23 protein-coding genes are annotated in these 23,479 nt (G+C 73.6%); 21 read left to right on the top strand and 2 right to left on the bottom strand.

Annotated features, from left to right (window positions below; all coding sequences use genetic code 11):
• Positions 1-362: 362 nt before the first annotated feature.
• The 7 genes from hemL to ccsB all read left to right on the top strand — a co-directional run bounded on the left by hemL (position 363) and on the right by ccsB (position 9,326).
• A complete protein-coding gene (gene hemL / locus FRAQA3DRAFT_RS18685) occupies positions 363-1,721 on the top strand; it encodes a glutamate-1-semialdehyde 2,1-aminomutase (protein WP_009740609.1) in 1,359 nt (452 codons plus the stop codon).
• 272 nt (positions 1,722-1,993) lie between these two features.
• Positions 1,994-2,641 (top strand): histidine phosphatase family protein, encoded by a 648-nt coding sequence (locus FRAQA3DRAFT_RS18680; protein WP_198287189.1) that lies wholly within the window; start codon positions 1,994-1,996, stop codon positions 2,639-2,641.
• A 101-nt stretch (positions 2,642-2,742) separates the two neighbouring features.
• A complete protein-coding gene (locus FRAQA3DRAFT_RS18675; RefSeq protein ID WP_009740607.1) occupies positions 2,743-3,786 on the top strand; it encodes a putative RNA methyltransferase in 1,044 nt (347 codons plus the stop codon).
• 432 nt (positions 3,787-4,218) lie between these two features.
• Positions 4,219-4,857, top strand: a complete 639-nt coding sequence (locus FRAQA3DRAFT_RS18670; protein WP_009740606.1) for a TlpA disulfide reductase family protein — start codon at positions 4,219-4,221, stop codon at positions 4,855-4,857.
• 34 nt (positions 4,858-4,891) lie between these two features.
• Positions 4,892-5,956, top strand: coding sequence for a cytochrome c biogenesis CcdA family protein (locus tag FRAQA3DRAFT_RS18665; RefSeq protein ID WP_009740605.1), 1,065 nt, complete (start codon positions 4,892-4,894; stop codon positions 5,954-5,956).
• Positions 5,953-8,169: a cytochrome c biogenesis protein ResB gene (locus tag FRAQA3DRAFT_RS18660; protein WP_009740604.1), complete on the top strand. Its 2,217-nt coding sequence runs from the start codon at positions 5,953-5,955 to the stop codon at positions 8,167-8,169. Before FRAQA3DRAFT_RS18665 ends, FRAQA3DRAFT_RS18660 begins: the two co-directional genes overlap by 4 nt.
• Entirely contained in the window at positions 8,169-9,326 is a 1,158-nt protein-coding gene (gene ccsB / locus FRAQA3DRAFT_RS18655; protein WP_009740603.1) for a c-type cytochrome biogenesis protein CcsB, read from the top strand. The genes FRAQA3DRAFT_RS18660 and ccsB overlap by 1 nt, the downstream gene beginning before the upstream one ends.
• A gap of 435 nt (positions 9,327-9,761) precedes the next feature.
• Here ccsB and FRAQA3DRAFT_RS18650 read toward each other — a convergent pair whose 3' ends face one another.
• Positions 9,762-10,184 carry a PLD nuclease N-terminal domain-containing protein gene (locus FRAQA3DRAFT_RS18650; RefSeq protein WP_009740602.1) on the bottom strand — a complete coding sequence of 141 codons (423 nt, stop codon included), beginning with the start codon at positions 10,182-10,184 and terminating at the stop codon, positions 9,762-9,764.
• A gap of 347 nt (positions 10,185-10,531) precedes the next feature.
• Here FRAQA3DRAFT_RS18650 and FRAQA3DRAFT_RS18645 point away from each other — a divergent pair, with 347 nt between their 5' ends.
• The 8 genes from FRAQA3DRAFT_RS18645 to FRAQA3DRAFT_RS18610 all read left to right on the top strand — a co-directional run bounded on the left by FRAQA3DRAFT_RS18645 (position 10,532) and on the right by FRAQA3DRAFT_RS18610 (position 17,110).
• Positions 10,532-11,983, top strand: a complete 1,452-nt coding sequence (locus FRAQA3DRAFT_RS18645) for a menaquinone biosynthesis decarboxylase (RefSeq protein ID WP_009740601.1) — start codon at positions 10,532-10,534, stop codon at positions 11,981-11,983.
• Between the two features lie 84 nt (positions 11,984-12,067).
• Positions 12,068-13,024 (top strand): menaquinone biosynthesis prenyltransferase MqnP, encoded by a 957-nt coding sequence (gene mqnP / locus FRAQA3DRAFT_RS18640; protein ID WP_009740600.1) that lies wholly within the window; start codon positions 12,068-12,070, stop codon positions 13,022-13,024.
• Positions 13,025-13,178: 154 nt separating this feature from the next.
• Positions 13,179-13,886 carry a UbiX family flavin prenyltransferase gene (locus FRAQA3DRAFT_RS18635; protein WP_009740599.1) on the top strand — a complete coding sequence of 236 codons (708 nt, stop codon included), beginning with the start codon at positions 13,179-13,181 and terminating at the stop codon, positions 13,884-13,886.
• 163 nt (positions 13,887-14,049) lie between these two features.
• Positions 14,050-14,394 carry a hypothetical protein gene (locus tag FRAQA3DRAFT_RS18630; protein WP_009740598.1) on the top strand — a complete coding sequence of 115 codons (345 nt, stop codon included), beginning with the start codon at positions 14,050-14,052 and terminating at the stop codon, positions 14,392-14,394.
• 88 nt (positions 14,395-14,482) lie between these two features.
• Positions 14,483-15,631: an aminofutalosine synthase MqnE gene (gene mqnE / locus FRAQA3DRAFT_RS18625; RefSeq protein ID WP_009740597.1), complete on the top strand. Its 1,149-nt coding sequence runs from the start codon at positions 14,483-14,485 to the stop codon at positions 15,629-15,631.
• 11 nt (positions 15,632-15,642) lie between these two features.
• Entirely contained in the window at positions 15,643-15,963 is a 321-nt protein-coding gene (locus FRAQA3DRAFT_RS36145; protein WP_009740596.1) for a hypothetical protein, read from the top strand.
• A complete protein-coding gene (locus tag FRAQA3DRAFT_RS18615) occupies positions 15,963-16,253 on the top strand; it encodes a DUF4229 domain-containing protein (protein WP_009740595.1) in 291 nt (96 codons plus the stop codon). Before FRAQA3DRAFT_RS36145 ends, FRAQA3DRAFT_RS18615 begins: the two co-directional genes overlap by 1 nt.
• A complete protein-coding gene (locus tag FRAQA3DRAFT_RS18610) occupies positions 16,250-17,110 on the top strand; it encodes a menaquinone biosynthetic enzyme MqnA/MqnD family protein (RefSeq protein WP_009740594.1) in 861 nt (286 codons plus the stop codon). Before FRAQA3DRAFT_RS18615 ends, FRAQA3DRAFT_RS18610 begins: the two co-directional genes overlap by 4 nt.
• Before the next feature lie 45 nt (positions 17,111-17,155).
• Here the strand turns inward: FRAQA3DRAFT_RS18610 and FRAQA3DRAFT_RS18605 are convergent, their stop codons facing one another.
• Positions 17,156-18,301: a helix-turn-helix transcriptional regulator gene (locus FRAQA3DRAFT_RS18605; protein ID WP_009740593.1), complete on the bottom strand. Its 1,146-nt coding sequence runs from the start codon at positions 18,299-18,301 to the stop codon at positions 17,156-17,158.
• 665 nt (positions 18,302-18,966) lie between these two features.
• Here FRAQA3DRAFT_RS18605 and FRAQA3DRAFT_RS32115 point away from each other — a divergent pair.
• The 6 genes from FRAQA3DRAFT_RS32115 to cobA all read left to right on the top strand — a co-directional run.
• Entirely contained in the window at positions 18,967-19,458 is a 492-nt protein-coding gene (locus tag FRAQA3DRAFT_RS32115; protein WP_232291656.1) for a response regulator transcription factor, read from the top strand.
• Between the two features lie 245 nt (positions 19,459-19,703).
• On the top strand, positions 19,704-19,901 hold the full coding sequence (locus FRAQA3DRAFT_RS18595; RefSeq protein ID WP_009740591.1) for a putative leader peptide: 198 nt from the start codon (positions 19,704-19,706) through the stop codon (positions 19,899-19,901).
• Between the two features lie 60 nt (positions 19,902-19,961).
• Positions 19,962-21,719, top strand: coding sequence for a nitrite/sulfite reductase (locus tag FRAQA3DRAFT_RS18590; RefSeq protein WP_009740590.1), 1,758 nt, complete (start codon positions 19,962-19,964; stop codon positions 21,717-21,719).
• Positions 21,706-21,969, top strand: a complete 264-nt coding sequence (locus FRAQA3DRAFT_RS18585; protein ID WP_009740589.1) for a hypothetical protein — start codon at positions 21,706-21,708, stop codon at positions 21,967-21,969. Before FRAQA3DRAFT_RS18590 ends, FRAQA3DRAFT_RS18585 begins: the two co-directional genes overlap by 14 nt.
• Entirely contained in the window at positions 21,969-22,640 is a 672-nt protein-coding gene (locus tag FRAQA3DRAFT_RS18580; protein ID WP_009740588.1) for a phosphoadenylyl-sulfate reductase, read from the top strand. The genes FRAQA3DRAFT_RS18585 and FRAQA3DRAFT_RS18580 overlap by 1 nt, the downstream gene beginning before the upstream one ends.
• A gap of 112 nt (positions 22,641-22,752) precedes the next feature.
• Positions 22,753-23,479, top strand: a 727-nt coding sequence (gene cobA / locus FRAQA3DRAFT_RS18575) for a uroporphyrinogen-III C-methyltransferase (protein WP_035923081.1), incomplete at its 3' end; no start/stop codon positions are given.

Here is a 23,479-nt window from a genome sequence, read left to right as displayed (position 1 = left end):
CGGGGGACCCCCGGCTAGGCCAGCCTCGCCTATCGATCATCCGTTCGGGAGTGAGCGCGTGGCGGATGCAGCGGGCACTATCAGGACAACGCCGTCATCCTCTCCGCCACCGTCCCGGGCGCGGCACTCGTGCCGAAAACCACCCGCGACAACTGTTACGGACGGTGACCTCGGAGCCGCTGCCGGGCGCAATCCGCGCCGTCAGCCGGCCGGGGTCCGGCGCACAGGCCGCCGCCGGTGGGCGGCCGGGGCAAACCCCCGTCCACCGGCGGCGCTCCACCGGCGCGCCGACGGGTGGCGGCAGGCGTGCCGCTGGCCACGCGGAGCGCGGGTGGCCGAGTGGACCTGCGAGGATCGTGGGCATGGTGGTTCCCTCTGCCGCGCCGGCCTCCGAAGAGCTGTTCCGGCGCGCCGAGCGTGTCGTTCCCGGTGGAGTCAACTCCCCGGTCCGCGCCTTTCGGGCCGTCGGCGGCACCCCGCGCTTCATGGTGTCCGGCGACGGTCCGTATCTCACGGACGCGGACGGGCGTACTTACGTCGACCTGGTCTGCTCCTGGGGGCCGATGATCCTCGGCCATGCCCATCCCGCCGTCGTCGAGGCGGTGTCCCGGGCGGTGTCCGCCGGCACCAGCTTCGGCACGCCGACGCCGGGCGAGGTGGAGCTCGCCGAGCTGATCGTGGAGCGGGTCGGTCCGGTCGAGAAGGTTCGGCTGGTCAACTCGGGCACGGAGGCGACGATGAGCGCCGTGCGGCTGGCCCGGGGCTTCACCGGCCGGTCCACGGTCATCAAGTTCGCCGGCTGCTACCACGGGCACGTCGACGCCCTGCTCGCCGCCGCCGGCTCCGGGGTGGCCACCCTCGGGCTACCCGACACTCCCGGCGTGACCGGCGCCGCGACCGCCGACACCATCGTCCTGCCCTACAACGACCTCGCCCTGGTCGAGGCCGTCTTCGCCGAGCGCGGTGACACGATCGCCGCAGTGATCACCGAGGCCGCCGCGGCCAACATGGGAGTCGTCCCACCGCTGCCCGGCTTCAACGCCGGGCTGCGCCGGCTGTGCGACGTCCACGGCGCGCTGCTCGTCTTCGACGAGGTGATGACCGGCTTCCGGATCTCCCGGGCCGGCTGGTGGGGCAACGAGGGCGCCATCGAGGACTGGTCGCCGGACCTGTTCACCTTCGGCAAGGTGATGGGCGGGGGCCTGCCGGCGGCGGCGTTCGGCGGCCGCGCCGACGTGATGGCACGGCTCGCGCCCGCCGGCCCCGTCTACCAGGCCGGCACCCTGTCGGGTAATCCGATCGCCGTCGCGGCGGGGCTGGCCACCCTGCGGGCCTGCACCGACGACGTCTACGCCACCGTCGACGCCCGCGCCGCCGACGTCGCCGGCATCGTGTCGACGGCGCTCACCGAGGAGGGCGTCGCCCACCTGCCCAGCAGCGCCGGCTCGCTGTTCAGCTTCTTCTTCACCGACGCCGCCGCCGTCGTCGACTACGCCGGCGCCCAGGCGCAGAACGCCGCCCGCTACGCGGCGTTCTTCCACAGCATGCTCGACGCGGGGATCTACCTGCCCCCGTCGGCGTTCGAGGCGTGGTTCGTCTCGGCCGCCCACGACGACGCCACGATGGAGCGGATCGCCGCCGCCGCCCCGGCCGCAGCCCGCGCGGCGGCCGCCGTGCCCGATCCGGCGCCCGTGCCCGCCACCAGCGGGAGCCGGTCGTGACGGGCCCGGCGCAGGAGCCGGTGGACGACGAGCCGACGGGCGCCTCGCCGACTGAGCCCCGGGTCACCGGGCCCGGACCGGGACCGCAGAGCGGCGCCGAGCATGCCGTAGAGGTGGCTGCGGCCGGTCCGGCGGCGGGCGTCGCGCCGCCGCCGGGTGCGGAGCTGGAGCCGGGTGCCGAGCAGGGGCCGCTCGGCCCGGCCGGCACCCGCGGCACCCCGACCACGGTCGTCGAGCCGGTCACGCCGACCGGCGGCGCCGGCGGGGCCCCGGTGGCCGCGCAGGCCCCGCTGACCAGGGTGCACCTGGTCCGGCATGGGGAGGTCTTCAACCCGGAGAAGGTCCTCTACGGCCGGCTGCCCGGATACGGGCTGTCCGAGACCGGCCACCGCCAGGCCAAGGTGACCGCGGAGTTCCTCGCCGGGCTGGACGTCGCCGCCGTGGTCGCGAGCCCTCTGGACCGCGCGCAGCAGACGGCCGCACCCATCGCCGCCGCCCACGGCCTGCCCGTCGAGGTCGACCCGAGGCTGATCGAGAGCCGCAACGCCTTCGAGGGCAAGCCGTTCGAGGCGGGCCCGGCGGTTCTGCGCTACCCGCACCTGTGGCGGCTGCTGGCCAACCCGTTCCGGCCGTCGTGGGGCGAGCCGTACACCGAGATCGCCGAGCGGATGCTCGCCGCCGCCGCCGAGTGGCGCGACGCCCATCCCGGGCGGCACGTCGTGCTGGTCAGCCATCAGCTCCCGGTGTGGACCGCCCGGCGAGCCCTGGAGGGGCTGCACCTGTGGCACCGTCCCGACCGGCGCCAGTGCGGACTGGCCAGCGTCACCACCGCGGTCTACCGCGGCCGCGAGCTCGTCGGGATCGAGTACGCCGAGCCGAACGGCCCGACCGCGAACGTGCCCGGATCGGTCGGCGCCTGACCGGCCGAACCCGGCCCCAGCCGCCCGCGTCGCCCGAACCCGCGGGTGGCGCGGCGGCGGCCGCTGACGCCGCCGGGGGCGGTGAGTCCGGCGCCGGCAGGGTGACGGCCCTGCGCGCCGAGTACGACGAGCGCGTCCCGGCCCCGTCGGCCCCGACGGCCCCGACGGGGCTGGCGGCGGTGCTGGCGGTCCTGCGCTGCCCGGTGTGCGCCGGCGCACTGGATCGGGACGGCGACGCCCTGCGCTGCGCCGCCGGGCACGGCTTCGACATCGGGCGCGGCGGCTATGTGAACCTGCGCACCGGCCGCGCCCGCCGGGTAGCCGGTGACACCGCCGCCATGGTCGCCGCGCGGGATTCCTTCCTCGGGGCCGGTCACTACCGGCCGCTCACCACTCGGCTCGCCGAGCTCGCGACCGCCAGCCCGCTCGGTGGCCGATCGGCTCCCGACCGGGGCCGGGAGGCGGGCACGACCTTCCACCCCGCCTCACCGGCCGGTGAGGGGCCGGCCGGTTCTGAGCCGGCCGGTTCTGAGCCGGCCGGTTCGGGGCCGGTGGGTTCGGGGCCGGTGGTGCTCGAGATCGGGGCCGGAACGGGCCACCACCTGGCCGGTGTGCTCGACGCGCTGCCTGCCGGGGCGGCCGGGGTCGCGGTCGACGTGTCGAAGTACGCGCTGCGCCGGGCCGCCCGGGCCCATCCGCGGATCGGAGCGGTCGCCGTCGATGCCGCCGGGCCGTGGCCGGTCGCCGACGGCCGCGTCAGCGTGCTTCTCGACATCTTCGCCCCGCGCAACCCGGCCGAGATGCGGCGGGTGCTCCGTCCCGACGGGTTGCTCATCGTCGTCACCCCCGAACCGGGCCATCTCGCCGAGCTGCGGGGCCCGCTCGGGCTGGTCGGGATGCAGCCGGACAAGGGTGACCGACTCGACGAGCGGACCGCCGACCGGTTCGCGCCCGTCACCGTCGAACGCTTGGACATCCCGCTCGTGCTGTCCCCCGACGAGGCCGTCGACCTGGCCCTGATGGGCCCGACCGGCCACCACCGCACGGCCGAGGACCTGCGCGGGCGCGCCGAGTCGGCCTGGCGGGGGCGGCGCGTCACGGTGACGGCCAGCTTCCGGATCCGGTGCTACCGGCCGCGCGGCTGAGTACCCGCGACCGAGCGGAAATCCGGGCAGGCTGCACCGTCGCCCCGAGCGGCTGGTCGGGGGCGGCGGTGCGTCCTACTGCTGGAGACTGTCGACCACCGCGGCCGCGGAGACCGTGAACAACCTCCAACGGTTCCGTCGCGAGCACCAGGCCGGGCGCGTCCGCCTCGGGTGACGACCTGTCGGTGGACGGGTCACCTACGCGGCCCCCCGGGGCGGGAGGCGGAATAGTACCCAGCCGAGTGCCGTAAGGCCCAGGGGTGCTTGCCGTGGGGAACTCCACGCGCGCCTGCCAGCCTCGCCGCCTACGCTGAGTTGAGTTCTACAGTTGGTCGTAGACAGGTTCCGAGGCGGGAAGGGACAGGGCACATACTGGTTCGCGTGGCGGAGAAGGGACGGCGGTCCGCGTCGGGTGACAGGTCGGACACGCCGATGGCAGACGTTGTCCGCAACCGGGTCGCGGGGGTGCGCCAGCAGCGGACGTGGATGAGGCGGGGGACGCGGATGAGGCGGGTCAGGCTCGCCGCGATGGTGCTCGCGGTGGCGGGGTTGGCCGCGGCCTGTTCCGGCGGGGGGAGCCCGGTCGACGCGACCGGCGGCGGTGGTTTCAACTTCGTCCAGCAGTCCGCCGGCAAGGACTTCGTCGCGGCCGGGAACCGGCACGAGGCGCCCAAGCTGGCCGGGAAGAACCTCGACGGAGCCGAGCTCGACGTCGCGTCCCTACGGGGGAAGATCGTCGTGGTCAACTTCTGGGCCTCGTGGTGCGCTCCCTGCCGGGCCGAGACGCCCGGTCTGGTGCAGCTCTCCAAGGAGAACCCGACGGTGGCCTTCCTCGGCGTCAACGAGAAGGACCCTTCAGGTGCCAAGGCCTTCGTGCGCGACAACGGCGTGCCGTACCCGAGCATCGTCGACCGGCTGGGCACGCTCGCCGCGGGCTGGCCGGTCGCCCCGGGGCTGCCGTCGACCTTCGTGCTCGACGCGGACGGGCGGATCGCGGCCCGGTTCACCGGCCCGGTCGTGCCCGAGGACGACCTCAAGCCCGTGCTGACCAGGTTGCAGGCCGAGGCGTGAGCGGGCGGCGGCCGAGCGGGACGGGGGACCTGCGGTGAGCGTGGTCGAGCTCGTCACGGACGGGCCCGTGCTGCTCGCCGCCCCGGTCGCGGCGGCGGCCGGACTGCTGTCCTTCCTGTCACCGTGCGTACTGCCCCTCGTTCCCGGCTACCTCAGCTTCATCACCGGCCTGTCCGGCGAGGAGCTCCAGGACCGCCAGCGGCGCCCCGCCCGCCAACCGGCGGGCCCCCCCGAGCTCGGCGCGGCATCCGCGCCGGTCATGGCCGCCGCCGCCGCCGTCGCCGCGCCGCCGCTGCCGGCCGGTGCGGCAGGCCAGATCGGCCGCGCTGGCCTGGCCGGGTCCGGTGGCCTGGCCGGGTCCGGTGGCGGTGCGGCCGGGCGGTCCGCCACGGGCGTGGATGATTCCGGATCCGCCGCGGCGGCTGCCGCGAGGGCCGGATCGACGGCGGCGGAGACCGGGGACAGTGGGCGTGACGGGCGGTTCGCCGGCCTCGGGGCGCGGCTGCGCGTCGGCGGGCGGGTCGCCGCCGGCACCGGTCTGTTCGTGCTCGGGTTCACCTCGGTGTTCGTCTCCTTCGGCGCGGCCTTCGGCGGGCTCGGCCAGTGGCTGCTGCGTCACCAGGTCGGGGTGAACCAGGTCCTGGGGGCGTTCACCATCGTCATGGGCCTCGCGTTCGCCGGCTTGTTCTCCCGGATGTCCTGGGCGAACCGGGAGTGGCGCATCCACCGGCTGCCGCGCCCCGGCCTGCTCGGCGCGCCGGTGCTCGGGGTGCTGTTCGGCATCGGCTGGTCCCCCTGCCTCGGCCCCACGCTGGCGGCGGTGCAGGGGCTGGCGATGACGAGCGCGACGGCCGGCCGGGGCGCGTTCCTCTCCGCCGTGTACTGCCTCGGACTCGGGCTGCCGTTCCTCGCCGTCGGGCTCGCCTTCCGGCGGGCCGTCGGCGCCCTGCACCTGCTGCGGCGACACACCCGCGCCCTGACCCTGACCGGTGGGGTGCTGCTCGTCGCGGTCGGGATGCTCCAACTCACCGGGGAGTGGGCCGACCTGATCGCCAACCTGCGGCCCTATGCCCCCGGCTTCTCGGAGACGCCGCTGTGACCTCCTCCACCCGTCCCCACCAGCCCACCGGCTCGGCCACCGGCCTCGCGCCGAAGCCGGGTTCCGGCGATCCGGACGCGGTCGATCCGGCTGGCACCCTGGATACCGCTGGCACCGTGGATCCCGCTGGCACCGTGGATCCCGCTGGCACCGTGGACGACGAAGCCGTCGGGTTCGACCCGGATTCCTCGGGCGGGCGCCGCCTGCCTGAGGGGCATGCCGACGCCCGTGTCGCCGTCGCGCCGGACGCGTTCGCGCCACCCGGACCCGACGGGGACGGTGCCGGGCCCGACGCGGGCCCGGCACCTGCCGGGGAAGCTCGCCGATCGGCCGCCGGTAGGGCCGGTGGCGCTGCGGGCGTGCCGGAGCCCGCCGGGACCCGTGCCGGGCGGCATCCCGCCCTGGCGCTCGCCGTGCGGTCCTGGCGGCAGCTCACCAGCATGCGCACGGCGCTGCTGCTGTTGTTCCTGCTGGCGTTGGCCGCCGTGCCGGGATCGCTGCTGCCGCAGCGCAACATCAACCCGATGCGGGTCGATGAGTACCTGTCCGACCACCGGACGCTCGGGCCCCTGCTCGACAAGCTCTCCGGCTTCGACGTCTTCGCCGCCCCCTGGTTCGCGGCGATCTACCTGCTGCTGTTCATCTCGCTGATCGGCTGCCTGTCGTCGCGGATCCGCTGGCACGCCAAGGCGCTGTTCACCGCCCCGCCGAAGGCACCGGCCCGGCCCGGCCGGCTGCCCGGCGGCAGTTCGTGGGCCAGCCCGCTGGCCCCGGCGGAGGCGACGGCCGCCGCCCGCGAGGCGCTGCGCCGGCGCCGGTTCCGCGCCAGCGCCGCCGCCGGGACGCGGCGGCCGGACGGCTCGCCGGACCACTCAGTCTCGGCCGAGAAGGGCTACCTGCGCGAGACGGGCAACCTCGTCTTCCACGTCGCCCTGGTCGGGCTGCTCGCCGCCGTCGGCTTCGGCTCCTGGTTCGGCTACTCCGGGACCACGCTCGTCGTCACCGGGGACGGCTTCGCCAACACGATCATCTCCTACGACCAGTTCAGCGGCGGCAAGCTCGTCGACACCGCGAAGCTGCGCCCGTTCTCGCTGACGCTGGACCGCTTCGCGGCCGCCTACGAACCGAACGGCGAGCCGTCGGACTTCCGCGCCGACGTGTCCTACTCGCCCGACCTGGACAAGCCGAACCGCCAGGCGACGATTCGGGTGAACCATCCGCTGGTCCTCGGCAACGCCAAGATCTACCTCATCGGGCATGGGTACGCCCCGCACTTCATCCTGCGCGACGCGCAGCGTCGGACGGTCTGGCAGGGCAGCGTGCCCTGCACCCCGCGCGACGGGATGTTCACCTCGACCTGCACGGTCAAGATTCCCGACACGGGCCTGGCGCCGCTCGGCGTCCGCAAGGAGCCCCAGCAGCTCGCCTTCAGCGGCGTGTTCACGCCGACGACCCACCTCGACCCGACCCAGGGCTACGTCTCGACCTTCCCGGCGGCCCGCGCGCCCGGCCTGACGATCACCGGCTTCGTCGGCAACCTCCATCTCAACGAGGGCGTGCCGCAGAACGTCTACACGGTCGACACCCGGGACATGCGCCAGCTCACCCTGAACGGCCCGGCGGGAACGGGGCGCAACGCGCAGGTCCTCGCCCTGAACAACCCGCGACAGCGGACCCTGACCGCGCTGCCCGGCGGGCTGAGCCTCGAGGCCGACAGCGTCGCGGAGTTCGCCACCTTCCAGGTGAAGTCCGACCCGTTCAAGCAGGAGGCGCTGATCTTCGCGGTGCTCATCATCGCCGGGCTGATCGCAAGCCTGCGGGTGCACCGGCGCCGCGTGTGGGTGCGGGCGCGCCCGGCGGCCGGCGGCGGTTCCGTCGTCGAGATCGGCGGCCTGTCGCGGTCGCACGGCGACGGCTTCGCCGTCGAGCTCAGCCAGCTCACCACCCTCGTCCGCGAGGCCACCGGGCCGGCCGGCGGCCAGGATCCGGCGGCGCAGCCCGAGCCGGCGTCACCGCCGGGTGAGGCCGCCACGGCGAAGGACGTCGTGGCGGCGAAGGACGGTGCGGCGCCGGGCGATGCCGCCGAGTCGGGCAACGGCGGTGCGCCGGGCGGGCGTGCCGCGGGAGGCGGCGCCGCGGCGCCGAGCACTACGGAATCGCGCGGCACCGCAGCCGGTGGCGCCGCGTCGAACGCCAGCGAACGGGAGCACTGATGGCGGTCAACGAGGGCATAGCCAGCCTCTCCGATCATCTGTTCGGCAGTGGCATGGCGGTGTACGCCGCGGCCATGCTCGGCTACGCGGCCGAGTTTTCGTTCAGCCGTCTGGGCGCGCGCCGCGGTGCCGCGGAGCTGGCGGCGGACGTTCCCGCCACCCGCGCGGCGGCCGACCGGCCGGCCGTGCTCGTGGGCGCCGGTGCCCCGGTGGACACCGGATCCGGCGTGGAGATCGACCCGGACGATCCGGCCGCGGCCGCGCTCGCGGCGGCGCGCGCCCGTGAGATCGAGACGGTGCGCCAGCGCGACAAGGCCGCCCACACCCTGGTCGCCGGCAACGACGGCGACGTCGAGGTGCCCGCCCGCGCCCGGTGGATCGGGCGGATCGCCGTGCTGCTCACGGTGGTCGGCTGGGCGCTGCACCTCGGTTCGGTCATCACCCGTGGCATCGCGGCGGACCGGGTGCCCTGGGGCAACATGTACGAGTACTCGTCGATGATCTGCCTGATCGCGGTCACGACGTTTCTCGCCCTGATGACCCGGCAGCGGGTCCGCTGGCTGGGCGTCTTCGTCATGGTGCCGGTGGTGCTCTACCTCGGCTTCGCCGGCACGGTCCTCTACGTCGCACCCGGCCCGCTGGTGCCCGCGCTCAACTCGTACTGGCTGAAGATCCACGTGGTCGGCGCGATCGTCTCCAGCGGCGTGTTCCTGGTCTCCGCGGTGACCACTGTGCTGTTCCTGGTCAAGGAGCGCTGGGAGAACCGGCTCGCCGACGTGGCGGCCGGCCGGGCCGACGCCAGCCGGGCGATGCAGCGCCGCGGTGGCATCGTGATGCGGCTGCCGTCGTCCGCGGCGCTCGACACACTGTCCTACCGGGTCATCGCGTTCGCGTTCCCGATCTGGACCTTCGCGATCATCGCCGGGGCGATCTGGGCCGAGGCGGCGTGGGGTCGCTACTGGGGCTGGGACCCCAAGGAGACCTGGTCGTTCATCACCTGGGTCTGCTACGCGGCCTACCTGCACGCGCGGGCGACCGCCGGCTGGCGGGGCCGGCGGGCCGCCGCCATCTCCCTGGTCGCCTTCACCGCGCTGTTCGTCGACTACTACCTGGTGAACCTCGTCATCACCGGCCTGCACTCCTACGCGGGCATCTGAGGCAGGCGCACCGCGCGAACCCGGCCACTGCGCGCGGCCATTGGCCGCACGAGGCCCATCCGGCTGGCATCCGGCCAGGGGGCCGGCCTGACGCGCCGAGCCGCGGGTGTCAGCGCCTCGGACCGGGCGGTCTGGCCGGCTCCGCCTCATCCGCGGCGGTGCCGGATGGGGCGGCTGCCTGGCAGGTGAACCGGCTCGGGTCGGCCCCCCGCCTCGGCGAGCAGCGCGTGGAGATGCTGCTGGTCGTCCGGGGAAAGCCGGGCGAGCGGGGGGAGCCGGCGGTCAGGGCCTGGACGAGCTGCGGACGGACCTCGACGCCTCGACGGGTCAGGCTGATGACCTTCTGGCGTCGGTCCGCCGGTGCGAACTACTGCGGTCCGGTGCGAACTACTGCGGCGAGGATGAACGGTCCGGCGGGTCCGGCGGACTGCCGCGTCAGCCGCGCGGCGACGACGGCGGCGGCTCGGCCTCGCCGCCGCGGATGCGGTCCGTGAGCTCGCGGAGGAACTCCGGGTCGTCGTCGGGACCCTTGGGCCGCGCGACCGGCCGCCGGGTGCCCATCCGCGAACCGGGGCGTCCCAGGCCCCCCTCGCGGCGGTCGACGTCCCAGGTGGACCGCTGGCCGAAGGCCGGGTGATCCGAAACCGCCCGCCGCGGCGGCCGTGCTCCGAGCCCGTTCGCTCGCGGCCGGCCGAAGAAGTACCAGGCGGCCGCCCCGAGCACGTAGAAGAGAATCACGACCACGATCCAGATCGGTTTGGACATACCGCGTACCTCATCGGACGGTGTCCCGAACACGTCGGCGATCGTGTATGCCCAGATACCGATGAACACGAAACCCAGCGCGAGGCCCAGCACAGGCTGGTCGCTCCTTCCCGCTCTCCTTGATCGATTACATCCGGTTCGACATATCGGTATGAACATCGGTCCGCGGGTGTGTAGTCCCGGCCTCCAGCGGCATCGCCGAACGGGGCAGACGAGCGTGCAACGCCCTCCCCGGAGAGCGCACATGTCGCGGTGATGGCCGGCCCGTGTATCCCTAGTGTGCCCTCCGGCCGCAGCCCGCGTCCGGCCGGTCCGCCATCGGCCGCCACCGGCGTCCGCCCGCTCACCGTAGCCGCCGTGCGTCGTGACTCCCCGGGTTTCGACTGTGACGGATGGTGGGAGGCCGGACGGCCGGGCGCGCCGGCTGCCAGGATGGAGGCATGGCCTGGGCGGATCTACACGCGTTCCTCGCTCATCTCGAACGGCGAAAGGAACTGCGGCGGATCTCCGTGCCCGTCGACCCCCACCTGGAGGTCACCGAGATCGTGACCCGGGTGGTCCGGGAGCGCGGGCCGGCGCTGCTGTTCGAGTCGCCCCGCGGCGCCGACATGCCGCTGGCCATCAACCTGTTCGGCACCGAGGCCCGGATGGCCGCCGCGCTCGGGGTCGACCGCCTCGACGAGATCGGCGACCGGCTCGCCGCGCTGCTGCGCCCGGAGCTGCCGACCGGCCTGTCCGGGCTGCGCGACGCGCTGGGCAAGGCCGCCTCGCTCACCTCGATCCCGCCCCGGCGGGTCCGCACCGCGCCGTGCCAGGACGTCGTGTTCAAGGGACCGGACGTCGACCTGTTCCGGCTGCCCGGCGTGCACGCCTGGCCGAACGACGGCGGCGCCTTCCTCAACCTCGGCCTCACCCACACCCGCCACCCGGAGACCGGGGCCCGCAACCTCGGGATGTACCGGCTGCAGCGGCACGATGCGCGCACCGTCGGCATGCACTGGCAGATCCACAAGGACTCCAACGCCCACCACGCCGTCGCCGAGCGCCGCGGCGAGCGGCTGCCCGTGGCGATCGCGTTCGGCTGCGACCCGGCGGTGACCTACGCCGCCTCCGCGCCGCTGCCCGCCGACATCGACGAGTACCTGTTCGCCGGGTACCTGCGCGGCGAGCGGGTGGAGATGGTCGACTGCCTGTCCGTGCCGCTGCGGGTGCCGGCGAACGCCCAGATCGTCCTGGAGGGCTGGCTTGAGCCGGGGGCGCGGCGACCGGAGGGCCCCTTCGGCGACCACACCGGCTTCTACACGCCGGTCGAACCGTTCCCGGCGCTGCACGTCGACGTCATGACGATGCAGCGCGACCCGGTCTTCCAGACGATCGTCGTCGGCCGCCCGCCGCAGGAGGACGGGCCGATGGGCAAGGCCACCGAACGCATCTTCCGCCCCCTGATCAAGATGATGATCCCCGAGATCGTCGACTACGACCTGCCCGAGGCCGGCGTCTTCCACAACTGCTGCATCGTCTCCATCGACAAGCGCTTCCCCAAGCATGCGCAGAAGGTGATGAACGCGGTCTGGGGCGCCGGGCTGCTGTCGCTGTCGAAGCTGATCGTGGTGGTCGACGCCGACTGCGACGTCCACGACTACGCCGAGGTGGCCTGGCGGGCGTTCGGCAACGTCGACTACGCCCACGACCTGATCACCACGATCGGCCCCGTGGACCACCTCGACCACGCCTCCTACGAGCAGTTCTGGGGCGGCAAGGTCGGGGTGGACGCGACGCGCAAGCTGCCGACCGAGGGGTACCGCCGCGAGGGCGGCTGGCCCGAGGAGATCGTCATGGACGACGCGGTCCGCGCCCAGGTCACCCGTCGCTGGAAGGAGTACGGCCTATGACCACCTCTCCTCGCCTATCCAGAGGGATGAATCGGACGCCAATGCCTCCGGACAAGCAGGAAAGGCAGTGGGTGGGGGGTTGCGGTGAGTGACGCGGCGTTTCTGCCGGGCGCGTCGGGTGGCACCGCCAGGCCCGGGGGAAGTTCCGGCGGTGGCCAGGAGCAGACGCTCGGGCATGTGCGGGCGTTCCTGCGGCTCGTCGTCATCGAGCACTCGGTCTTCGCACTGCCCTTCGCCTACATCGCCGCCCTGGCTGCGTCGTTCGCCGCGTCCGGGTCGGTCCACTGGGCCGACCTCGCGCTCGTCACGGTCGCCATGGTGGCCGCGCGGACCTTCGCGATGGCCGCCAACCGGATCATCGATCGCGCCATCGACGCCCGCAACCCGCGCACGGCGGGCCGGGAGCTCGTGACCGGCGCCGTGTCGGTGCGCACCGCCGTGGTCGGCTCCGTCGTCGCCCTCGCCGTCTTCCTCGCCGCCGCCGCCACGCTGTCCTGGCTCTGCCTCGCGCTCGCCCCGATCGCGGTGGCGCCCCTGGTGATCTACCCGTACGCCAAGCGCTTCACCGACTTCCCGCACGCCGTGCTCGGCATCGCGCAGGCCGTCGCCCCCATCGGGGCCTGGATCGCGGTGACCGGCCACTGGTCGTGGGCGGCCGTCGTGCTCGGCCTCGCGGTCGGCGCCTGGATCGGCGGCTTCGACCTCATCTACGCCTGCCAGGACGCCGAGATCGACCGCCACATCGGGGTGCGGTCCGTGCCGGCGCGCTTCGGGGTCCGCGGCGCGCTCATCGGCTCCACCGTCACCCATGTCGTCACCTTCGCGCTTTTCGTCGTCTACGGGCTGATGGAGGACAACGGCGCCTGGTGGTGGGCCGGCCTCGCGGTCACCGCGGCGGCGTTCAGCTACGAGCACGCGATCGTCTCGCCGAAGGACCTGTCCCGGGTCAACCGGGCCTTCCTCACCGCGAACGGCTTCGTCGGCATCGCCCTGTTCGGCTTCGCCGTCGCCGACCTGATCAGCCGCGGCCTGTCCGCCTGAGCCGGCCGAGCCGATCCCTGCCATGACGACCACCGACCGTCCCCACCGCAGCCCCGACGGTGGGGACGTCGACCGGAGCGCCGGCCGGGCAACGCCTTCGCCCGGCCGGCGGCGGGATCCCTCGGATGCCCCGGCGGGTGGGCGGGTTCCCTGGGTGGTCGGCGTGAGCGGCGCCAGCGGGACGCCGTACGCTGCCGCGGTGCTGCGCGGGCTGCTCGCCGCCGAGCTGCCCGTCGACCTGGTGCTCTCCCGGGCCGCCCGGCTGACCCTGCTCGATGAGACCGGCATCGCCTGGCACGACGCCGACTGGTCACGTCCGCTGGCCGCCTGGCTGTCCGCGCCCCTCGGCGGCAACGTCGCGGACAGCGCCGCGGACAGCGCCGCGGACAGCGCCACGGACGACGCTGAGGACTCGTCGTCCGCGCTGGCCGACGCGGTGGCTGCGCTCGTCGCGGTGCACGCATCCGGCAACCTCGCAGCGCCGACGAGCAGCGGCTCCTACCCGACCCGCGGCATGATCGTCGTCCCGGCGAGCACCGCCTGCCTGGCCGGAATCGCCCTGGGCCTGTCCAAGGACCTGTTGCAGCGCTCGGCGGACGTGACGCTCAAGGAGGGGCGCCGGCTCGTCGTCGTCCCCAGGGAGATGCCGTACACGGCGGCGACGCTGCGCCACATGCTCGCCCTGCACGACGCCGGCACGGTGGTGGCGGCGGCCAGTCCTGGCTTCTACGCCGGGGCGCGCACCGCAGCCGACCTCGTCGACTTCGTCGCCGGACGGGTGCTCGACGCCGCCGGCGTGCCGCACACCCTGTTCCGGCGCTGGACCGGCGAGCTCGGTGGTGCCCGCCGTCCGCCCCACTGAGCGTCGTCCGCGCCCGCCGTCTTCCTCGCCGGGACCGGCAGGAGTCGGTTCCCCCTGGCAGAGACCCTGCCGGGACGGGCAGAGTGGTCGAGGACGGCTCCGCGTCGGGGCGGTCGGTCAACGGCCCCTGTCGGGGCGACGAGCTCGGCGGATCGAGGACGACATGGCGACGGGTGGGCGCGGGGCGGCGAAGGGCCGGGGACGTGGATCCGGCCGAGCGAGGGCGGCCGCGACGGGCCGCCGGGAGCGGCCCGCGCCGCAGGACGTCGACCTACGGGTGCAGCTGCCGTACTTCCTGATCCGCCTGGCCGCCCTCGTGGTGATCACGGTCGTGCTCGCGGTGGTCGGGGTGAGCCTGCTGCTCTCGGTGCTGATCGGTCTCGCGGTCGCCGGCCTGCTGACCTGGCCGCTGGGGCGCATGCAGCGCCGGGCGGCGCAGCGTGCCGCCGCGGCCAGGGGCGCGGCCGGGCCGCAGCCTCCGGTTGCCGGCAAGGGCCGGGACGCGTGAGGCGGACGCCCGCGGGCCCGGCGGTTGTGACGGGTCAGCCCGGCCGGCCCGGGCGGGTGTGGCGGCGTTGCGGGCTAGTCTGGACGTCATGGATGCTGGGCTCAAACGGGAGATCGAGGCCAAGGTTTCCGCCGGCGAGCGGCTGAGCCGCGCCGACGGGGAGGCGCTGTACGCCAGTGACGATCTCGCCTGGCTCGGCGGCCTCGCCCACGAGGTCCGGACCAGGAAGAACGGCGACCGGACCTTCTTCAACGTCAACCGGCACCTGAACCTGACCAACGTCTGCTCGGCGTCCTGCGCCTACTGCTCGTTCCAGCGCAAGCCCGGCGAGGCCGACGCCTACACGATGCGCATCGAGGAGGCCGTCCGGCTCGCCAAGGAGATGGAGCCGGCCGGCATCACCGAGCTGCACATCGTCAACGGCCTGCACCCGACGCTGCCGTGGCGCTACTACCCCCGCTCGCTGCGGGAGCTGCGCAAGGCGCTGCCCGGCGTCGCGCTCAAGGCGTTCACCGCCACCGAGATCCACTGGTTCGAGAAGATCAGCGGCCTGCCCGCCGACGAGATCCTCGACGAACTCATCGACGCGGGCCTGGAGTCCCTGACCGGCGGCGGCGCGGAGATCTTCGACTGGGAGGTCCGCCAGCACATCGTCGGCCACGACACCCACTGGGAGGACTGGTCGCGCATCCACCGCCTCGCCCATGCCAAGGGTCTGCGCACGCCGTGCACCATGCTCTACGGGCACATCGAGGAGCCGCGCCACCGCGTTGATCACGTGCTGCGCCTGCGGGAGCTGCAGGACGAGACGGGCGGCTTCGCGGTGTTCATCCCGCTGCGCTTCCAGCACGACGCCGCCGGCGACCCGCGCAACCGGCTGATGAACCAGCCGATGGCGACCGGCGCCGAGGCGCTGAAGACGTTCGCCGTCTCCCGGCTGCTGTTCGACAACGTCGACCACGTCAAGTGCTTCTGGGTGATGCACGGGCTGACCACGGCGCAGCTCGCGCTGAACTTCGGCGCCGACGACCTGGACGGCTCGGTCGTCGAGTACAAGATCACCCACGACGCGGACCGCTTCGGGACCCCCGACACGATGACGCGGGAGGACCTGTTGGCCATCATCCGGGATGCCGGTTTCCGGCCGGTCGAGCGGGACACCCGCTACCGGGAGATCCGCGGCTACGACGGTCCCGATCCGGCCCGCCGCGAGATCCCGACCTCGATCGACGCCTGAGGCGGGATTCGATGGCCAGCGAGGACGAGCCGACGCCGGCCCGCGCGGCGGGTCAGCCCGCGCCCGCGGGCGCCCCGGCCGCGAACGCCACGTCCACCCCCCGTCCGCGGGTCCGGCCGCCCGGCGCGCCGGGCATCGGCTCGATCTTCGTGCTCGCCTTCCTGGTGATCCTGGTCCCGGGCGTGGCGGTCTACGTGCTGCTCGACTGGGCCGGCCTGCCGATCGGCGGCGCCAGCCTGCTCGGCCTGCTCGTCGTCTTTCTTGGGCTCGGGTTCTTCCCGACCGTGCTGCGCAGGCTTGGCTGGGTGCCGACGAAGAAGCGGAGGTCCTGATGGAACCGCGCAAGCGCCTTACCGTGCGCCCGAGGCGGGCCGCGTCCGCGCCGCCGGCGGCCCCGGCCGGGAGGGAACGCGGCCTGCTCGGCATCAACCTGCGGTATTTCGCGGTCCGAGCGGTGCTCTTCGGGGTGGTGCTCGCCGTCGTCCTGCTGCTCGGGGCGGGCGGGTTCCTCGCGTTCGTGCTGGCGCTGGTCGTCAGTGGGCTGATCAGCTATCCGCTGGCGCTGCGGCAGCGCCGCGCGGTCCTCGCCGTGATGGAGAACCGTCACGGTGGGCAGCGTTGACCGGGCCGGCGGGCGCCGAGGCCCGGCCGCGGGTCGGGCACATCCAGTTCCTGAACTGTCTGCCGCTGTACTGGGGGCTGGTCCATTCGGGTGCGCTGCTCGACATCGAGCTGACCAAGGACACCCCCGACCGGCTCAACGAGGCCCTCGTGGCGGGCGACCTCGATATCGGTCCGATCAGCCTGGTCGAGTACCTCCGACATGCCGAGGATCTCGTCGTTCTGCCTGATCTCGCGGTCGGATCAGACGGGCCGGTGCTGTCCGTCGTGCTGAGCACGGCGGTGCCGCTCGCCGAGGTCCGCACCGTCGCGCTCGGTTCGACGTCGCGGACCAGCGTGCTGCTGGCCCGGATGCTGCTGGAGGAACGCCACGGCCTGCGGCCGACGTACGTGACGATGCCGCCCGACCTGCCGTCGATGCTGCGGGAGGCCGACGCCGCGGTGATCATCGGGGATGTGGCGCTGCGGGCGACCTACGACGCCGAACGCGGCGGCGAGGGGCATCCCCTCGGCCTGATCGATCTGGGCGCGGCCTGGCGGGAGTGGAGCGGACTGCCGATGGTCTTCGCGGTGTGGGCCGCCCGGAGGTCGTTCGCGCAGCGGCATCCCGGGACGGTGAAGGAGGTCCACGACGCGTTCCGCTCCGGGCTGGACCTCGCGCTGCGCGATGTCGACCAGGTGGCGACGCGGGCGGCCCGCTTCGAGGTGTTCGACCCGGCGACGCTGGCCCGCTACTTCACCACCCTCGACTTCCGGCTGGGTGAGCGGCAGCAGGCGGGCATCCGCGCCTTCGCGGAGAAGGCCGCGCGCCGCGGCGATGTCCCCCCGCTGCGGACGATGACCTTCGCCGAGGTCTGACCGGCCCCGGTCCAACGGCGCTGGACCGGGTCGGGCTGCTCAGGGTCAGACCGGCGGCCGGAACGCGTGGGAGATGCCGGACGGCGGGACGGTCCGATGGGTGTTCGCGGTCGCGAAACGGGCGATGCGGCCTTTGACGAGCGCGATCAGCCGGGGCGGCGTGGCCCGCCCGCCGGGCGCGATCAGCATCTCGTCGAGCGACTCGCCGCCGTCCCCACTCGGGAGGGCGGGTTCGAAGGCGGTCGAACCGTCCGCTTCCGCGCCAGGCCCGGCCGGCGTGAACGCCTCCGCCGAGGCGCCCGACCCGACCGGCGACGGCGGCCCCTCCACGGGATCCAACCTGGTCGGCGGGGCGGCACCCGGCTGGGAGCCGGGCATCGCCGGGGTGCGACCCGCGGCGCCCGACCGCCCGGGCAGCGGGGTGAAAGCCGGCCCGCCGAGCCGGCCGTCGGCCCCGGCAGCAGCCGGAGGGGCGGCGTCGGGTGCCTGGCCGGCGTCGGCGGCGCACGCCCGCCGGGCGGCGGCATCGATGAGCCCGTTGACGGCGAGGGTCCAGGCTCGCAGCCCCTCGTGGCCGGTGAGCTCGGTGAACACCGCCGCTTCCAGGCAGCAGGTGCTCGCGCCCGCGAGCTCGTCGACGTCGAGCAGGGAGATGGCGAGCAGCCCGGCCAGGTGGCCGGCGAGCATGAACAGCCGGAACTGCTGGTGCGGCAGCAGCGGAGTGCGCAGCAGGTTGTCGACCACGCTCTGCTGGTCGAGCACTCGGGCGGTGACGTCCTGCGGGTCGAGCCGGTCGGCCTTGGCGATGAGGTCGGCGACCAGCCGATCGAGGTAGTCCAGCTCGCGGTCCGAGCGGCGGTGGTCCAGCAGGTCGGACACCCGGCGGCGGGACTCCCGCTCCGGATCGGGCCGGCGGCGCAGGCGCTCGGCCCGCGCGGCCACGGCCGCCTCGCGCAGGTCCACCAGGGCGCCCCCGGCCTCCAGCGCCGCGTCGACGGCCGCGATCACCGGCCGCGAGGGAATGCCGCGGCTGGGTTGTTCCAGCTGGGAGATGTACTGGCGGCTGTAGCCGGTGCGCTGGGCGAGCTCGTCCCGGGAGAGAACGCGTTCACAGCGCCGCCGCCGGACCTCCACGGGGAGCAGGTCTTCAGCGGTCGCCGTGCCCTGCCGGCCTCGGCTCCGTTGCCGCATCTGTGACGTCCTTCCGCGTGGCAGAGGTCGCCTCCCACAGAGGGAGGCCAGTCGTCGTGCGCCGCCTCTCGTGCCCCCCCGAGAGCCGGCAGGGATTCACCGGTAGTGATCAGGTTACTCCATGGCGCACCCTAGTAGACTAGAGGTCAAAAGTCCCATACGCGAACGCTTACGATGATTACTCTCCGTTGCAAATGGAGGCGTCCGAGCGGGTTGTATCGCGATGCGTGTTGGATCTACTGCACCCTGTTCGACGGGTCGGCTGGGCATCGGGACCCCGTCGAGACATTATGCCTGTTTTCTTGGGTTCTTGTTGGGAAACGGGAGTGTTGCTGAGGAAGTCCCGCCGGAAAGCCGTGGAATCACCGAGAGATCGTCCCAGCGGGCTATTCCCGCAACGCGGGCTATCGCTGCCACGCCTGGCCTGCGGCGCTTCGCCACGGTCTGCGGGTATCGCCATCATGACCGGCATGGGTCATCCCGGGAAACCATCCTGAATGACGATGCGCGGGGTCGGGTGGGGCGCGTACAAAAGAATGGTGGATACCGGCCGTTCGGTGGACGCCGACACCGTCGGACTCGGCCGGGACGACGCTGTCGCCCCGGCTCGAGGCTCCGCCGGTGTGGCCTCCCGCCCCGAGGTCGGCCAAGATGCCGGCCGAGGCATGGGCGCGCAGACCAGCCATCCGGCCGCGTGGACCGCGATCCCGGATGGCGAACGGCCCGAGGACACCGCCGCCCGTAACGGCGCGGGCGCGTCCGGGCCGCCGGCCGCCGCCCCGCGCCGAGTGGTGGTCGTCGACGACGCGGACGGCGTGCGCGAGCTGCTCTGCCTGTTGCTGGGCACCGAACCCGACTTCGTGGTCGTCGGCGCCGCCGCCAACGGGGCGGAGGCCATCGACGAGGTCATCCGCACCGCGCCGGACCTGGTGCTGCTCGATCTCGCGATGCCGGTGCTGGACGGCATCGGCGCGCTGCCACGGATCCGGCGGGTCGCGCCGCACGCCACCGTGGTCATCTTCACCGGCTTCTCCGAGGACGCGCTGCTCGACCGGGTGCTCGCCCTGGGCGCGGACGCCCTGCTGGAAAAGGGCCTGGCCACCGGCCCGCTGGTCGATCAGCTCCGCCGCCTCTGCGCCGCCCGCCGCCCCGGCTGAGCCGTATCGCCGGCCTCGGCCGTCTCGTCGGCTCGGCTGTTCCGCCGGTTCGGCTGTTCCGCCGGCCGGCGTCGATCGCGTTGTTCATTTTCTCCACCGGTGCGGTAGAGTTGGGTCGGTGGTGTCGGAGGGCAAGGCGGCGCCGCTGCCAACCGCCCGATTTGGTGTGGTTTGAGAAGTGATGCTCGCCGATGGGGTGGTCCTGGGGCCCACAACCTGCCCATCGGCGTCACTTCTGTGGAAGCATGGGGGCCGTGGTTGCGCGTGCCCTCACCCTCGGGGCGTCGGTTGAGCGAGCGTCGGATCTGGTCCGCGTCTCGCCCCGGCGCGGGTTCGCGTCGTCCCCCGCGGCCGCGTGCCTCGTGATTGAGCCGATGCTCGTCGCGCGCCTGCACGTCGATCTGCTGCGGGTCTCCAGCGCCGGCTGTCGCCGCTACCGCTGACGTTCCCGTTCGCGGCGCCGTGTCGACGGCGTCGCGTTTCCCCGCGCATCGAGAGATCTCATGACTTCTCCTGCCCGTCCCTCCCGTCCCGCACGCCCGTCCCGTCCCAAGGGAGCGGGCCAGTGGGCGTTGGGATACTCCGAGCCGCTCAACGCCAACGAGCGCATGAAGAAGGACCAAGGCGGGCTGGAGGTGCGCGACCGCATCCTCAACCTCTACCCGCACACCGGCTTCGACGGGATCGACCCGCAGGACCTGCGCGGCCGGTTCCGCTGGTGGGGTCTGTACACCCAGCGTCGGCCGGGAATCGAGGGAGGCCGCACGGCGATCCTCGAACCGGAGGAGCTCGACGACTCCTACTTCATGCAGCGGATCCGGCTCGACGGCGGGCGGATGACCGCCGGCCAGCTCCGGGTCATCGCGGACATCTCCACCCGGTACGGCCGGGACGTCGCCGACGTCACCGACCGGCAGAACATCCAGCTGCACTGGATCCGCATCGAGGACGTGCCCGCCATCTGGGGCGCGCTCGAGGGCGCCGGGATGACGACCGCCGAGGCGTGCGGCGACACCCCGCGGGTCATCCTCGGCTGTCCGCTGGCGGGCGTCGACGGCGACGAGGTCATCGACGGGTCGGCCGCGATCGACGAGGTGGTCGAGCGCTTCGTCGGCGACCCGGCGCTGGCGAACCTGCCCCGCAAGTTCAAAAGCGCGATCTCCGGCTGCGCGGACCACTGCACGCTGCACGAGATCAACGACATCGCGTTCGTCGGCGTCGTGCACCCGGAGCTCGGCGCGGGCTACGACCTGTGGGTCGGCGGCGGACTGTCGACGAATCCGAAACTCGGCGTGCGCCTGGGGGCGTTCGTGCCGCCGCAGCGGGTCGCGGAGGTCTGGCACGGCGTCGCCTCGCTGTTCCGCGACTACGGCTACCGCCGCCTGCGCACCCGTGCCCGGCTGAAGTTCCTCGTCGCGGACATGGGCGCCGAGTGGGTGCGGACCACCCTGGAGAAGGAGTACCTGACGGCCGCGCTGCCCGACGGGCCGCCGCCGGCGCCCCCGCGCAACGAGGGGCGCGACCACATCGGCGTGCACCGCCAGCGCGACGGCCGCAACGCGGTGGGCTTCGCCCCGCGCGCGGGCCGGCTGTCCGGGACGACGCTGCGGGCCGTGGCGGATCTCGCCGACCGGTTCGGGCAGGGCCGCATCCGCGCGACGACGACCCAGAAGCTGGTCATCCTCGACGTGGCCGACGAGGCGGTGGCGCAGCTGGAGACCGAGCTCGCGGCGCTGGATCTGGTCGTCCGGCCGAGTGTGTTCCGCCGCGGCACGATGGCCTGCACCGGGATCGAGTTCTGCAAGCTGGCCATCGTCGAGACCAAGGGCAACGCCCGCGACCTCATCGAGGAGCTGGAGCGTCGCCTGCCCGACTTCGACGAGCCGATCGGGATCAACGTCAACGGCTGCCCGAACGCCTGCGCCCGCTTCCAGGTCGCCGACATCGGGCTCAAGGGCTCGCTGGTCCCCGACGACGCCGGCGAGATGGTCGAGGGCTTCCAGGTCCACCTCGGCGGCCACCTGGGTACCCGGTCGCGGCTGGGCCGCAAGTCGCGCGGTCTGAAGGTCACCGCCGACGGGCTGCTCGACTACGTCGTCGGTCTGCTGGAGACCTACCGGGCCGAGCGCGCCGACGGGGAGAGCTTCGCGGACTGGGCGGAACGGGCCGACGAGACGTCGCTGGCCGCGGCGGGCGCCGCGGGCTCCTCGGCCGGGGCCGGCGCCGGGCCGGCGGCCAGAGGCGCCGATGGCCGGCAGTGATCGCGCGGTGCCCTTCTACTGCCCGTACTGCGGCGAGGAGGACATCGTCCCGCAACCGGCGCCGGACGGCACCGGTTCCGGGCACGGGCACTGGGCGTGCCGGTCCTGCCGGCGCGCCTTCCGGCTGAGCCTGACGGCCCTCGCGGTCGCCGCGAGCCCGGTCGGTTCCACGCCGGCGGGGACGCCCGGCGCAACGGGGGACCAGACGGCACGGCGAGGTGCCGCGCGCGACGACGAGGAGACGAGCTGATGGATGCCGCGTTGCAGAGCCGGGCGTTGCGGGCCGGGGACGAGCTCGAAGGCGCGCCGGCCGAGGAGATCCTCGGCTGGGCGGTCGAGGAGTTCGACACGAAGCTGGTGGTCGCGGCGTCCATGGCCGAGGCGATCCTGGTCGACATGCTCGCCCGGCTCCGGTCCGACGTGCCCGTGGTCTTCATCGACACCGGGTACCACTTCGCGGAGACGGTCGGCACCCGCGACGCGGTGGCCGCGACCTACGACCTGCCGCTGATCAGCGTCCGCCCGCAGCTCACCGTCGTCGGCCAGGACGCCGTCTACGGCCAGGACCTCTACAAGACCGATCCCGACCTGTGCTGCCGGATGCGCAAGGTCGTGCCGCTGGACCGGGCGCTGGCGCCGTACCGCGCCTGGGCCGCCGGGTCGCGGCGCGCCGAGTCCGCCGGCCGGGCGAACCTGAAGGTCGTCGACTGGGACGCCCGCCGCGGCAAGGTGAAGATCCACCCGCTGGCGACCTGGACCGACGCCGACGTCGACCGGTACGTCGCCGAGCACGACGTCATCGTCAACCCGTTGCTCTCCGACGGCTACGAGTCCGTCGGCTGCTGGCCGTGCACCCGGCGGGGCGCCGGCCGCGCGGGCCGGTGGGCCGGCACGAACAAGACGGAGTGCGGCATCCACTGACCGCCTCGGCACCGGCACGGTGAGACTCGGCCGGGTCGTCCCGCCCGGTGCCGATGTGGCGCCGACCGCGTGATCGCTCGCCGGACGAGGGCGAACAGGTACGGTGCACGCCGTGACGGACGGGCGAATCGCGGGTGAGGTCTGGCTGGTCGGGGCTGGTCCGGGCGATCCCGGGTTGTTGACTGTCCGTGGTCGTGAGCTGCTCGCGACCGCCGACGTGGTCGTGGTCGACCGGCTCGCCGCAGCCGTCCTGCTCGACGCCGCGCCACCCGACGCGGAGATCATCCATGTCGGCAAGAGTCCGACGGCCCGCTCCTGGGCCCAGGAGGAGATCAACGCGGTCCTCGTCGACCGGGCCCGCGCCGGCGCCCGGGTCGTGCGACTCAAAGGCGGCGACCCCTACGTCCTCGGCCGCGGCGGTGAGGAAGCCCAGGCGTGCGTCGAAGCGGGCGTGACCTGCACCGTCGTCCCGGGCGTCACCTCGGCGCTGGCCGTGCCGGCGCTGGCCGGCATCCCGGTCACCCATCGCGACCTGGCGCAGGAGATCGCGATCGTCTCCGGGCACCTGCCGCCCGGCCATCCCGACTCGACCGTCGACTGGGCGGGGCTGGCCGCCTCCCGGGCGACGATCGTCATCCTCATGGGGGTGGCGCGGCTGATGGACATCGTCGACGCCCTGCTCGCCGGCGGCCGCCCGGAGGCCACGCCGGTCGCGGTGATCGAGCGGGGCGCCACCCCCGCCCAACGGGTCCTGCGCACCACGCTCGACGCCCTGGCCATCGACGCGATCGCGGCGGGGGTGCGCTCACCGGCGGTGATCGTGGTCGGCGAGGTCGCCG

It is taken from the genome of Frankia sp. QA3, assembly GCF_000262465.1.
GTDB lineage: Bacteria > Actinomycetota > Actinomycetes > Frankiales > Frankiaceae > Frankia.
Note: the sequence above shows the minus strand (reverse complement) of the source record. Positions and strands in the feature narration are given on the sequence as shown.